Consider the following 13,400-nt stretch of genomic DNA (forward strand, 5'->3'; position numbering starts at 1 on the left):
TCGCCATCTCCCTCTTGACTTTGCGATGGCCCGGCACTCGCCGGACCATCCCTTGTCCCTGGCTCAGCCCCGCCGCGTACCCGAAAATCCCGCCGCGCCAAACGCGCCAAGCTGCATCGTGCCGGTGATGGCATCGCCATTCACGTCCGCCTCGCATTCCAGCGTCATCGGCATCGGCAGCGTCATCTCCATCTTCCACGTCAGCTTGTTGCCATCGACCTTGCCGTCCTTGACGTCGAGCGATCCCATCATGCCCGCAAAGGTGCCATTGAAGCGATCCCCCGCGCTGATGACGGTGAAGACGCCGTTCTGGTCGCCCATCGGCGTCTTCGCGACGCAATCATAGGCGCCGTCCACTGCTGCCATATCCATGTCTCCCTTGTGCAGCCGTCAATCGGCCAACGTGCCCATCTCCACCGGCAGGCCGACCGCGTCAAGCTGCGGCCGTACCAGTTTCGCGTCGCCCACCACGACCCAGATCAGCCGATCGGCGTCGATCGCCTCCCGCGCGGCCTTGTCCATGTCCGCAGCCGTCATTGCGCGATAGGTGCCGGGCAGCGTCTCATAATAATTGTCCGCCCGCCCGAGCAGGTTGTTCCGCATCATCGCCCCCAGCAGGTCGGTCGATGTCTCGAAACTGCCGGGAAGCGAGAGAATCTGGCTGTTGATGGTCTGGTTGCGTTCCGCCTCGGTCGTGCCCTTCGCAGTCAGATATTCGCTGATATCCTTGCGCGCCGCGATAATCGACTCGCCGGTCTTGTCGGTCTGCACCGGGGCATAGACCAGCAGCGGGATCGTCTCCTTGACGCCGGGCAGCGCGGTCCCGGCATAATAGGCCCAGCCCTTCGTTTCGCGCAGGTCCATGATGAGGCGGGAGGTCGTGCTGCCGCCCAGCACCTCATTAGCGGTGAGGAGATCGACGGGATTATCCGTGCCTTGCTTGTTGGTGAGCACACCAGCCAGTATCATCGATTGCGGGCTTTGCGGCTTGTCGACCAGGATGATCCGGGCCGGGCGCATCATGCGGTCCATGCGGAACAGCTTCGTACCCTTCTGCGCGGCGGGCGCCTTCCAGTCGCCGAACCGCTTTTCCAGCAGCGGCATGATCTCGCTCAACGTCGTGTCGCCAGTGACGAAAATCGTTGCATTGTCGGGTCGCAGCCATGTGTCATGAAAGGCGGTCAAATCCTGCCGCACCACCGCCTTCACCCCGCTTTCCGTGCCGGAGCCGGTGAAGGGGATGCCATAGGGATGCGCCTGCCCATAAAGCAGCGGTGGCAGCAGGCGCTGCGCGATGGGCATGGGTTCGGTCTTTTCCGCCGCGATCCGGGTCAGAAGCTGGCCGCGCAGCCGCTCCACTTCCTTGGGATCGAAGGCCGGGTTGCGGATGATGTCCGACAACAGCCCCAGCGAGGCGTCGAGATTGGGCTTCAGCGCATAGAGTCCGACCGTGGTGGTATCCATGCCATTCTTCGCGCCGATGGAGGCGCCCAGCCGTTCCTGCTCCTCAGCGATCTGGACGGAACTGCGCGTCTTGGTGCCTTCGTCCAGCAGCGCGGTCGTCAGCGCCGCCGTGCCCAGCTTCGCCTTGTCATCCGCCGCGTTACCTGCGTCGAAGGACACCGACACGCGCACCACCGGCACTGTCGCGCGACGGGCAAAGACGATGGGGATGCCGTTCTTCAGCTTGGCATGTTCGACCTTCGGGAAGACGAGGTCGGCGACCGGCTCGATCGGCGGCTCGGCGATCTTGGTCGGCGCGGGCGGCTGTGCGGCGGCGGGCGCGGGCGCCTTGGGATCGCGGAAATAAGCCGGCTTGTGCGTAGCATTGCCAGCCAGCGCATTATCCGCAGCCGAACGCTCGCCTGGCGCGACCGTCAGGCGGAAGACCGGGCGACTGAGCCACTTGCGAGCGGTCTCCCTCACCGTTTGCGGGGTGGCGGCGGCATAGGCGGCAAGGTCCTTCTTATATTTGCCGGGATCGTTCGAATAGACAGCGCCTTCGGCCAGTGTCACCGCCTTGCCGCTGAAACCACCGACCTTCTCCAGCCCCGAAATCGTGCCCGACACCTGCTGCGTCGCGGCGCGGAGCACTTCGTCAGCGCTCGGTCCCTTGGCCAGATAATCGGCGAGAAGCTGGTCCAACCTTTTGCCCACCGCGACCGGGTCAGCGCCGGGCTTCACGTCCACGGTGATCTCGGCGATGCTAAGTTTCTCGAAGGGCTGGATGCTGGCCTTGACCGCGACGGCAACCTTCTCGTCCTTCACCAGGATATTATCGAGCCGCGAGGAGCCCAGCCCTCCGAAGACGGACATGGCGAGATCAAGCTGCTGCAGGTCCGGCGAATTAACACCGGGCACGATCCAGTTGCGATAGAGGCGCGTCGCGGCGACATTGTCGTGCATCACTTTCTCGACATCCTTGTCGAGCGTGGGGACGGTGGCATCCACATCCTGTGGAGCGGGACCGGCAGCGATATTGCCGAACCACTTTTCCGCCTTCACCTTCGCGGTCGGCACATCAATATCACCGGCCAGCACTAGCACGGCATTGTTCGGGCCGTAGTGAGTCCTGAACCAGTTCTGCACGTCAGTCAGGCTAGCGGCGTTCAGGTCCGCCATCGAGCCAATGGTGGAGTGACGATAGGGATGCCCTTCCGGCAGCATGGCGGCAAGCTGGGCATATTCGACGAGGCCATATGGCTCATTCTCGCCCATGCGCTTTTCGTTCTGAACCACGCCGCGTTGGGTATCGAGCTTGGTCTGCGTCACCGCGCCCAGCAAGTGTCCCATGCGGTCGGCTTCCAGAAACAGCGCCCGGTCGAGCGCGCCGGTCGGCACCGTTTCGAAATAGTTGGTGCGGTCGAACCAGGTCGTCCCGTTCCAGTCAGTCGCGCCGATATCTTCCAGCCGCCCGAAGAAGGGACCGTCCGCATTCTCCGAACCGTAGAACATGAGGTGCTCGAACAGATGGGCAAAGCCGGTCTTGCCCGCCGGTTCGAAGCGCGATCCGACATGGTACCAGACGGACACGGCGACGACGGGTGCCTTGCGGTCCGTATGGACGATGACGCGCAAGCCATTTTTGAGCGTGAATTGCTCATAGGGAATGTCGACTTTCGTCACGAGGCTGGAAAGCGGCGCGGGCGCGGCGATGGTGGCGGAAGGGGCGGCCATGGCGGTGGCAGGCAAAGCGGGCGCGAGCGAAGACAAGCAGAGCATCCATGCTGCACGACGCGACTGAGGGAAAAAGGTCATGAGCGCCTCATGAAAATCGGTGGATCATGCGGCCAAGGAGAAGGCCAGTTACGCCGCAGCATAGCGGGGCGTTTTATGGACGCAATACGCATTCCGCTGGACAGCACAGACGGCGCGGATAGTTTCGATGGCCCAACCATCAGAGAGTTTCCTCATGGCCCTTCGTATTGCCCTTTCCGCTATGGCTCTTGCCCTTGCCATTCCTCCAATGGCCATAGCTCAGGACAGGCCCGTCTTTTCGTCCGACGCGATCCGCGCGGATATAAGCTTTCTGGCGGATGATCTGCTGGAAGGGCGCGATGGCGGAACGCGGGGCTACGATATTGCCGCGCGCTATGTCGCGGCGCGCTTCACCGCGCTGGGGCTGGAACAGGTCGTGCCAGATAGCTGGTATCAGCCGGTGTCGCTGGCGGTGGCGAAACTGGACAAAAACAACTCCACCGGGCTCACCATCGATGGCAAGCGTTTCGACAATGGCGGTGATGTGGCGATTGGCGCGTTTGGCCGGGAACCGAAGCAAAGTTTTGAGGCTGGCGCGGTCTTCGTCGGCTATGGGCTCCGGTCGGACCGGGAGAAGATCGACGATTATGCGGGCCTTGATCTCAAGGGTAAATGGGCAGTCGCGCTGTCGGGATCGCCGGTGGGGATGCCAAGCGAGATCGGGGCCCATCTGGCGGCGGAGAAAACGCGGGCAGCGCAACAGGCGGGCGTCATCGGCCTCATCACCATCCCCAGCCCTACCATGTTGGCGCGGACGCCATGGGAAAGATTGCAGGAGCGGGCGAGCGACCCCAGCGTGGGATGGGTGCAACCCGATGGGCAGCTTTATGTCCGCACACCGGGGATAAGAGGATCGGCCTATGCCAATGGCGCGGCGGCGGAGGCTTTGCTGGCCGGATCGGGACGGACGCTGGCGGCAGTCCGGGCCGAGGCTGGGAAGAAGGGCGGGCGGCCCAAGGGATTTGCGCTGAAGCCGCTGGTCCGCATCGACCGGACGAGCAGCGTGACGCACGCACCCAGCAGCAATGTGCTGGCGGTGCTGCCCGGTTCCGATCCGGCGCTGGCCAAAGAATATGTACTGCTGATGGCGCATCTCGACCATGTGGGCGTGAAGCCCGACACGCCCGGCAAGGACAAGATCTACAATGGCGCGATGGACAATGCGTCGGGCATCGCGACGATGCTGGCGGTAGCGAAAGCCTTTGCGGAGAGTGGAGCGCGGCCGAAACGCTCCATCCTGTTCGCGGCGGTGACAGCGGAAGAGGACGGGTTGCTGGGATCGCAATATCTGGCCAAGAACATGGTGCTGCCAGCGGGCGGGAAGCTGGTGGGCGTCGTCAATCTGGACATGCCGATCCTGACTTACGACTTTCAGGACGTGGTGGCCTTTGGGGCGGAGCATTCGACACTGGGACCGATCGTGGAACGGGCGGCGAAGTCGGAAGGGATCGCCCTGTCGGCCGATCCGATATCTGCGGAGGGATTGTTCACGCGGTCGGACCATTATCGCTTCGTCGAGGAAGGCGTGCCTTCGGTATTCCTGATTTCGGGCTTTGCCGGGCCGGGGAAGGCGGCGTTCGAGCATTTCCTCAAGACCGATTACCACAAGCCGTCCGACCAGATCGACCTTCCTTTCCATTGGGAGGCGGCGGCGAAGTTCGCGCGGGTGAATTATGCCATTGCGCGGGAGATCGCCGATGCGGCGGAGGCTCCGCGCTGGTATGAAGGGGACTTCTTCGGCGACGCCTTCGCGCCCGGCGAGGCCAAGGCGGCGAAACCATGAATGAAATGGCGAAGCGATGGGTTTTTGGCGTGGCCGGATAGGATATTTGCGTAACGCCTCTTGTGTTGCCTTTTAGCAACACTACATCGCGAACAGCTTTTACGAAGGGGATGTCATGAACCTCGAGAAATTCACTGATCGCGCCAAGGGCTTTCTCCAGTCGGCGCAGACCGTCGCGATCCGCATGAACCATCAGCGGATCACCCCGGAACACCTGCTCAAGGCGCTGCTGGAGGATCAGCAGGGCATGGCCGCGGGCCTGATCAAGGCCGCCGGTGGATCGCCCGAGATCGCGGTGCGCGATACCGATGCGGCGCTGGCGAAGATACCTGCCGTGTCGGGCAGCGGCGCGCAGCAGACGCCGGGCCTCGACAATGACGCCGTGCGCGTGCTCGACAGCGCGGAGCAGGTGGCCCAGAAGGCGGGCGACAGCTTCGTCACCGTCGAGCGGCTGCTGCTGGCGCTGACGCTCGCCTCCACCACGGCGGCGGGCAAGGCGCTCGCCGCGGCGGGCGTGAAGGCCGAGGCGCTCAACGCCGCGATCAACGATCTGCGCGGAGGCCGCAGCGCCGATACGGCGAGCGCCGAGGACCGCTATGACGCGCTCAAGAAATTCGCGCGCGACCTGACGCAAGCCGCGAAGGACGGTAAGCTGGACCCGGTGATCGGGCGCGACGAGGAGATTCGCCGCACCATCCAGATCCTGGCGCGGCGGACCAAGAACAACCCCGTCCTCATCGGCGACCCCGGCGTCGGCAAGACCGCCATCGCCGAAGGGCTGGCGTTGCGTATCGCCAATGGCGATGTGCCCGATACGCTGAAAGACCGCACGCTGATGGCGCTCGACATGGGGAGCCTGATCGCGGGCGCCAAATATCGCGGCGAGTTCGAGGAGCGCTTGAAGGGCGTGCTCGATGAGGTGAAGGGCGCCGAAGGGCAGATCGTGCTGTTCATCGACGAGATGCACACGCTGATCGGCGCGGGCAAGTCCGAAGGCGCGATGGATGCGGGCAACCTGCTCAAGCCCGCTCTGGCACGCGGCGAACTGCACTGCATCGGCGCGACGACGCTCGACGAATATCGCAAATATGTCGAGAAAGACCCGGCGCTCCAGCGGCGGTTCCAGCCGGTGTTCGTGGGCGAACCGACGGTGGAGGACACCATTTCCATCCTGCGCGGCCTGAAAGAGAAATATGAGCTGCACCATGGCGTGCGGATCACCGACGGCGCGCTGGTGTCGGCGGCGACGCTCTCCAACCGCTACATCACCGACCGTTTCCTGCCCGACAAGGCCATCGACCTGATGGACGAGGCGGCGTCGCGCCTGCGGATGGAGGTGGAGAGCAAACCCGAGGAGATCGAAAATCTCGACCGGCGGATCATCCAGCTCAAGATCGAGCGGGAGGCGCTGAAGAAGGAGACGGACAAGGCGTCGGCGGACCGGCTGGCGGCGCTGGAAGAGGATCTTGCCAATCTGGAGCAGCAGTCGGCGGAACTGACGCAGCGCTGGCAGGCGGAGAAGGACAAGATCGCGGGCGAAAGCAAGCTCAAGGAGCAGCTCGATGCCGCGCGGCTGGAACTGGAGCAGGCGCAGCGCGGCGGCGACCTCGCGAAAGCGGGGGAACTGGCCTATGGGCGCATCCCCGAACTGGAGCGCAAGCTGGAAGAGGCGCAGAACGTCACGCAGGGCGCGATGCTGCGCGAGGAGGTGACGAGCGAGGATATCGCCTCGGTCGTGAGCCGCTGGACTGGCATCCCCGTCGACAAGATGATGGAGGGCGAGCGCGAGAAGCTGCTCGCCATGGAAGCGGAACTGGGCAAGCGCGTCATCGGGCAGCAGGAGGCGGTGAAGGCCGTGGCGACCGCCGTGCGCCGTTCACGCGCGGGATTGCAGGACCCGAACCGGCCGCTGGGATCGTTCCTGTTCCTGGGGCCCACGGGCGTGGGCAAGACGGAACTGACCAAGGCGCTTGCGGGCTTCCTGTTCGACGACGACAACGCGATGGTGCGGATCGACATGAGCGAGTTCATGGAGAAGCACAGCGTCGCGCGGCTGATCGGCGCGCCTCCGGGCTATGTCGGCTATGAGGAAGGCGGCGTGCTGACCGAAGCGGTGCGGCGGCGGCCCTATCAGGTGGTGCTGTTCGATGAGGTGGAGAAGGCGCATGGCGACGTGTTCAACGTGCTGTTGCAGGTGCTGGACGACGGGCGCCTGACCGATGGGCAGGGGCGCACGGTGGACTTCACCAACACGATCATCGTGCTGACGTCCAATCTGGGCAGCCAGTATCTGACCAATCTGGCGGACGGCCAGAGCGTCGAGGATGTCGAGCCGCAGGTGATGGAGGTGGTCCGGGCGCATTTCCGGCCGGAGTTCCTCAACCGCCTGGACGACATCATCCTGTTCCACCGCCTGGGCGCGGACCATATGGCGCCGATCGTCGATATCCAGGTCGGGCGGGTGCAGAAGCTGCTGAAGGACCGCAAGGTGGTGCTGGACCTGACGGACGGCGCGCGGGCGTGGCTGGGGCGGGTCGGTTACGATCCGGTCTATGGCGCGCGGCCGCTCAAGCGGGCGGTGCAGCGTTACCTGCAAGACCCGCTCGCCGACCTGATCCTGCGCGGCGAAGTGCCGGATGGGTCGACGGTGAAGGTCGAGGAAGGCGATGGCGGGTTGGTGTTGAGGGTGGCTTGATCCCACCCTCTAGCGAAAAAAGGGGGGCATATGCCCCCCTTTTCTTTTGATACTGAAAACTGTGCTCAAAACAGCTTGCCGGTTTGCAGCTTCACACCTGCATAAAGGAAGCGACCTACACCGGAAATCGGATAGCTGAGTTCTCCCAGGTCCGGCGTCTGATCCGTGAAATTGTTGATCCCCGCATAAACCTGGAACCTTTCATCGACTTCATAGGCGAAGCGGATGTCATGTTGCTGAAGCTCTTTGTACCAGACATATTTAGGATCGACGAGATCGGGATTGCCGGTCAATTCCTCCGTCAGATAGCGGCGGGTCTTGCTGGAATAGGTGAAAGTATAGTTGGCGGTGAACTTGTTCAGTTTCCACACCAGGTCCAATGTACCGCGCCACCGGGGATTGTAAGCCTCCAAAATATCATTATCGATCTCAGCGCCGATGGAAGGAACTTCCGTCTTCCTGTCCAGATAGCCACCGATCAGGTTGATATTGAAGGTGCCGAGATTCTCGCTGGGCGAAAACACGTAGCGGATGGAGAAATCCGCGCCTGCCGTCCGCAGCGCGGCCACATTCTGCGGTCGCACATTGAAACCGATGCGACGCTGGATATCGTTGCCGTCACCCAGGACGAAGCCCGTTGCCGGATCACGGAATATATTCTCGCAGAACACATTTTCGGCGGTGGGCTGATCCACGCAAAGCCGCGCCAATTCGGTCGGCGTAGGCGTGTTGACGGCATTTTTGATCTTAACAGGCCGTTGACGAAGTCGGCGGTGGCTGATTCAGTGCGGCAGTGGGATTGTCTGGCGGGTTAGCGGCGATGGCGATGGGGCGTGATAGCGAGGTCCAGTCCGATTTGATCGTGACGTGGGCGGAGATACCGCGTTCACCGGGGCATGTTTTCTACGACAAGCTCCAGAAGCTGCTGGCCGAGGCGGGCTTCGATGGCTTTGTCGAGAAGACGTGCAAGCCCTATTATGCGCCGCGGATGGGAGCCCCGTCGCTGCCGCCGGGCCGCTATTTCCGCATGCTGCTGATCGGCTATTTCGAGGGCATCGACAGCGAACGCGGGATTGTCTGGCGCTGTTCGGATTCGCTGTCGCTGCGGGAGTTCCTGCGACTGTCGAGCCGCGACAAGGTCCCTGATCATAGCTGGTTGTCGAAGACGCGGAGCCGCCTGCCGCACGAGGTACATGACCAGATCTTCGGCTGGGTACTGGCCCTCGTCGCCGGGCACGATCTGGTGAAAGGCGAGCGGATCGGCGTCGATGGCTCGACCATGGAGGCGAACGCCGCGCTGCGTACCATCGTGCGGCGTGACAATGGCGAGACCTACCGCGAGATGCTGGTGCGCATGGCGCAAGAGAGCGGCATCGACACGCCGACGATCGACGACCTTGTCCGGCTCGATCGCAAACGCAAGGGCAAGAAGCTGTCGAATGCGGACTGGGCGAGCAAGACCGATCCCGACGCGAAGGTCGCGCGGATGAAGAACGGCTCGACGCGTCTGGCCTACAAGCCCGAACACGCGGTCGATCTCGACACGGGTGTTATCGTGGCAGCGCCGATCCACCCGGCCGACAAGGGCGACACGACAACGCTCGACGCCACGCTGGAGACGGCAGCACGCAACCTCGCCGACATTGGCCTGGCGCCGACGTCCGGGGATCCCTGCGATCTTGTGACCGATAAAGGCTATCATTCGCGCGAGCTCCTCAAGGGTCTCGACGGCGACATCTGGAAGACGCGCATCGCCGAGCCGGCACCGCCGAATGGATATCTGCGCTGGCACGGCGACGAGGCTGCCCAGAAGGCCGTCTACGCCAATCGGTCTCGCCTGAAATCCGCCGTCGGACGCAAGGCGATGCGCAAGCGTGGTGAGATGGTCGAGCGTAGCTTTGCCCACGTCCTGGATCGCGGCGGCATGCGCCGCGCGTGGCTGCGCGGGCGCGAGAATGTTCACAAGCGTTATTTGATCCACGTCGCCGGGTTCAATCTTGGCATTCTCATGCGCGCCCTGTTCGGTTGCGGCACTCCGAGGGGCGCCAGGGGCGCATCCAAGGCATTCTTGTTCGTAGTTCAGACCGATGTTGCGCTCGTCATCGCCCTCGTCGCCGAGTTCGACGGAGAAAGGGCCATGCTCCTCATCGTTTTTACCCCTGAAGGCGCTGACAGACCCGGCTGAAAACCGACTTCGTCACCGCGCTGTTAATGTCGTACCAGTCGAAAGTGAGTGTCAGACCGGGAATGAACCGGGGTTGCAACACGAGGCCCGCCGTCCACGACTTAGCCGTCTCCTCCGTCAGCAACGGATTGCCGCCGGTCGTTCCGCGCCGGGTCGTATTGACTGAAGGAACGGTGGAAGGCGTGAAATTGGCAATCTCGTCCGGGGTCAGGCCAAGGCCGGACAAAATGGTGGCGCAATTCGCGCGGCGATATTGCGTGCCCTCATCCAGCCGCCTGAAATCGCAAGGGTCCTGAACCTGAAGGAACGTGCCCGTCGCGGGCTGAAACAGTTCGCCGATATTGGGCGCGCGCACCGCCTGCGAATAGGACCCACGGAACCGCAGATCGGGGATCGGCGCATAAATGCCGTCCACCTTCCATGTGGTCGTCTTGCCTACGGTGCTATAGTCGGAAAAACGTATCGCACCTCCGACCGAGAGCAGATGGGCGAAACGCATATTGGACAGGATCGGCGCATTCACTTCGCCGAAAAATTCCTTCACGCTGAAACGCCCGCCGCTGATAGGTAGCGCAGCGAAGTCACGGAATTCGCCGTTCTGAATCAGCGCATCGGGCGTCTCGCGGCTCTTTTCGCGACGATATTCTCCGCCCAGCGCGAAGCCGAAGGAACCGCCGCCGGGGAAGGTGAAAACCGAATCCAGGTTGCCCGAAACGGACCCCGTCACCACTTCCTGCGAAATCTTGGAGCGGCTGACATTGTCGGCCAGCACGAAGGCGAGCGCTTCAGGATCGGCCACGCCATTGCCCAAAACATTGAGCGGACGACAGGCGCTACCCGCGCCCGGCGTGAAGGTTGTGGCAGGACCGCCAAAATTATCCGGATCGATGACACCGCCATAGGCAAGCGTCGACCGGCAGACGATATCCCCCGTCACAGGATCACGCACCGCATCCAGCGCCGCATAGTAGCGGTCGCCGATCAGATTGGCGGTCTGACGGTTACGGACCTTGGTTTCGCCATAGATATAGGAAACATCATAGTTGAGATTGTCGGTAATTGCGCCGTCAAAGCCGAGCACGATACGCTTAGTCTTGCGCTTTACGGTTTCGCCGCGAATGCCGAAGTCGTAATTGTCACGCGATACCAAGGCACCGTCCGGCGCGGCGCCCGCACCAAACCGGTCGGCCAGATAAGCATTGTCCGGCTGAAGATAAGTGAAGAAATCGAAGCTGGGCTGAGCCACGGAATAGGCTTTGGTCTCGACATATTTGCCCTCTGCATAGAAGCGGATGGCGGGGGAGAATTCATAGCTGGCCAGCATATTGAACATGTGCCGGTTCTGCGATGGTTGAAGATCGCCGAAATAGCCGGCAACCGGCGTGTTCGATCCGCCGACCGCACGCGCATTACCGCCGATCAGGATTTGCCCTCGATCATAAGGAAGACCGCTGCCGGTGAAATCGGGGATGCCGTCGAGATCGAGATCCACGGCACCATCGGGCGAACTGTCGGCCCAGGTCAGATTGCTATAGGGAATCCGATCAGGAACGTTGGGATCATCATCCAAGTCATCCTGATTCTGAAGGATTTCCCTATATTTCGCAGGATTTCCCGAAAATCCGCGCGCAAAGGGGCTAAGACGATCGGACTTATTATATTCATATGCAACCGCAATGTTGCCGCGCCCTTCCGCGAAATTCTTGCCCGCCGTCACGCTGAAATAGCGATTGGCTGCGTCACCCTTGGACGAAATGCCGGATTGGGCGCGCGCGGTCAGTCCTTCGAAATTGCGCTTGAGCACGAAATTGACCACGCCCGACACGCCATCCGCGCCGTAAATCGCCGATGCGCCGCCCGTTAGAACGTCAACCCGTTCGATCAGATCTTCGGGAATAGTGTTGATATCCACAGCCGCCGAATTGGCGATGCCGGCGACGTGGCGCTTACCGTTCACGAGAACGAGTGTCCGCTCCTCCCCCAGATTGCGGAGATTGAGCAGGTTGACGCCCGTCTCACCAAAGCCCGCGTCCGCGCCTCCGGACAGCGAACTGCCGGTGGAAGCCGAAAGTGCAGGATTGCGCAAAAGAATATCGGTCAGGTTGGTACGGCCTGTCTGCTCGATCTGTTCGGCAGAAACCGCAACGATGGGATTGGCGACATCCAGTTCCGGTCGCGCAATACGCGAACCCGTAACGACAATTATCGGTTCATCTTCCCCTTGGGTCGATTCCTGCGCCATGGCATAGGATGAAATCAAAGCCATGCCGATAGCGATCGACCCAGCACTGTTCCGCAAACTTGCTGTTTTCGATATGATTTTCACTGTCCAGTCCCTTGCTCTGGAGTTCGAGAGAATGTTCTGCTCTCTCAACAATCACGCGATAGGGATTTATGCCCGACAGCATCCCGCGCATGAGTGGCTTTGAAACTGCGGATGGCGAGAGGAACTGTAAAGACAGAGAAAATGACTCCAGTTGATTATGCTGCCAACTGTAGCAAATCTATCACAGGGTTTCTATATAGCGCCAATTAGAAATTATATTATAACTATCTTATAAAAATAGAAATGATATAATGTCACATTTGTCGTATTTATAATTATATAAATGATTTATTTAAATTACACCTAGTATAAATAATATAGATTATATTCATATCTATTATATTATTTATATTAATATAATACTATATAGGTAAAATTATCATGAATATATCCTATAAGATAAATTCAAATCTTAATTTAGATATAATAAAAGATACCTATAAGTCAGCTGGACGAGTTAGAATTTCAGATTTTCTCGATTCTTCCTTTGCTGAAGCATTATTATCTGCTCTCGTGCAACGTGCCGACTGGATGCAAGTCATCAATTCCGGTGACAGGATATTTGAGCTGTCCCGAGAATTGAGGCGATCCTTTGACGACGATAGAAACAAAAATCTCGAGGAAGCAATCAAGAATAGCGCCCGGTACGGGTTCCAATATCGCTATGAAACCATCCGTGTTCCTGATGATATAGGTCAAAGAAACCCGGACGATATCCTGCATTTTTTCGTCAATTTCATGAATTCCCGGCCTGTTATCGAATTCATGCGCGAAATCACGGGCGATGAAGAGGTTGACTTTGTGGATGCACAAGCCACGGCTTATGGATCAGGCGATTTCCTGTCGCGTCATAACGACGCCATCGACGGCAAGCATAGACGCGCGGCCTATGTTCTTGGCCTCACTCGATCATGGCGATTTGAATGGGGCGGCCTGCTCATGTTTCATGAAGGAGAAACCGCCTCCGCCTGGCTGCCGACCTTCAACGGCCTGAGTCTGTTTTCCGTTCCTCAAGACCACAGTGTAAGTCTGGTGACGTCCTTTGCCGATCAACGCCGCTATTCAGTCACCGGCTGGCTAAGGTCGTTCCACGAGAAATAAATAAGGGGCAGAGTTCCCACTCCGCCCCTTATTCCCAATATAGACTGGACGC

General features: G+C 60.5%; 8 protein-coding genes. 4 read left to right on the top strand and 4 right to left on the bottom strand.

Going from position 1 to position 13,400, the window contains the following annotated elements:
• Positions 1-63: 63 nt before the first annotated feature.
• The gene (locus ATN00_RS03260; RefSeq protein ID WP_062068343.1) at positions 64-366 is read right to left on the bottom strand and encodes a hypothetical protein; all 303 of its coding nucleotides are present in this window, start codon (positions 364-366) and stop codon (positions 64-66) included.
• A 24-nt stretch (positions 367-390) separates the two neighbouring features.
• Positions 391-3,258: a M16 family metallopeptidase gene (locus tag ATN00_RS03265; RefSeq protein ID WP_062062090.1), complete on the bottom strand. Its 2,868-nt coding sequence runs from the start codon at positions 3,256-3,258 to the stop codon at positions 391-393.
• Between the two features lie 154 nt (positions 3,259-3,412).
• On the opposite strand from ATN00_RS03265, the gene ATN00_RS03270 reads away from it, so the two are divergent.
• Positions 3,413-5,041, top strand: coding sequence for a M28 family metallopeptidase (locus tag ATN00_RS03270; protein WP_062062092.1), 1,629 nt, complete (start codon positions 3,413-3,415; stop codon positions 5,039-5,041).
• A gap of 115 nt (positions 5,042-5,156) precedes the next feature.
• On the top strand, positions 5,157-7,736 hold the full coding sequence (gene clpB, locus ATN00_RS03275; RefSeq protein WP_062062095.1) for an ATP-dependent chaperone ClpB: 2,580 nt from the start codon (positions 5,157-5,159) through the stop codon (positions 7,734-7,736).
• A 65-nt stretch (positions 7,737-7,801) separates the two neighbouring features.
• Here the strand turns inward: clpB and ATN00_RS03280 are convergent, their stop codons facing one another.
• Entirely contained in the window at positions 7,802-8,431 is a 630-nt protein-coding gene (locus tag ATN00_RS03280) for a TonB-dependent receptor domain-containing protein (protein WP_156415209.1), read from the bottom strand.
• Positions 8,432-8,556: 125 nt separating this feature from the next.
• On the opposite strand from ATN00_RS03280, the gene ATN00_RS03285 reads away from it, so the two are divergent.
• Entirely contained in the window at positions 8,557-9,921 is a 1,365-nt protein-coding gene (locus tag ATN00_RS03285; RefSeq protein WP_013039168.1) for a transposase, read from the top strand.
• On the opposite strand, the gene ATN00_RS03290 is transcribed toward ATN00_RS03285, so the two are convergent.
• Positions 9,890-12,187, bottom strand: a complete 2,298-nt coding sequence (locus ATN00_RS03290) for a TonB-dependent receptor plug domain-containing protein (protein WP_062062102.1) — start codon at positions 12,185-12,187, stop codon at positions 9,890-9,892. The two genes, ATN00_RS03285 and ATN00_RS03290, sit on opposite strands and share 32 nt — an antisense overlap.
• Before the next feature lie 441 nt (positions 12,188-12,628).
• Here ATN00_RS03290 and ATN00_RS03295 point away from each other — a divergent pair, with 441 nt between their 5' ends.
• The gene (locus ATN00_RS03295; RefSeq protein ID WP_082635083.1) at positions 12,629-13,348 is read left to right on the top strand and encodes a 2OG-Fe(II) oxygenase; all 720 of its coding nucleotides are present in this window, start codon (positions 12,629-12,631) and stop codon (positions 13,346-13,348) included.
• Positions 13,349-13,400 lie beyond the last annotated feature (52 nt).

Origin of the sequence: Sphingobium baderi (genome assembly GCF_001456115.1) — a bacterium.
In the GTDB taxonomy this organism is placed as follows: Bacteria; Pseudomonadota; Alphaproteobacteria; order Sphingomonadales; family Sphingomonadaceae; genus Sphingobium; species Sphingobium baderi_A.

Bases quoted from the DNA above. Each gene is read 5' to 3' on its own strand.
- ATN00_RS03260 (WP_062068343.1), bottom strand. From the start codon at position 366: ATGGCAGCAGTGGACGGCGCCTATGATTGCGTCGCGAAGACGCCGATG.
- ATN00_RS03265 (WP_062062090.1), bottom strand. From the start codon at position 3,258: ATGACCTTTTTCCCTCAGTCGCGTCGTGCAGCATGGATGCTCTGCTTG.
- ATN00_RS03270 (WP_062062092.1), top strand. From the start codon at position 3,413: ATGGCCCTTCGTATTGCCCTTTCCGCTATGGCTCTTGCCCTTGCCATT.
- clpB (WP_062062095.1), top strand. From the start codon at position 5,157: ATGAACCTCGAGAAATTCACTGATCGCGCCAAGGGCTTTCTCCAGTCG.
- ATN00_RS03285 (WP_013039168.1), top strand. From the start codon at position 8,557: ATGGCGATGGGGCGTGATAGCGAGGTCCAGTCCGATTTGATCGTGACG.
- ATN00_RS03290 (WP_062062102.1), bottom strand. From the start codon at position 12,187: ATGGCTTTGATTTCATCCTATGCCATGGCGCAGGAATCGACCCAAGGG.
- ATN00_RS03295 (WP_082635083.1), top strand. From the start codon at position 12,629: ATGAATATATCCTATAAGATAAATTCAAATCTTAATTTAGATATAATA.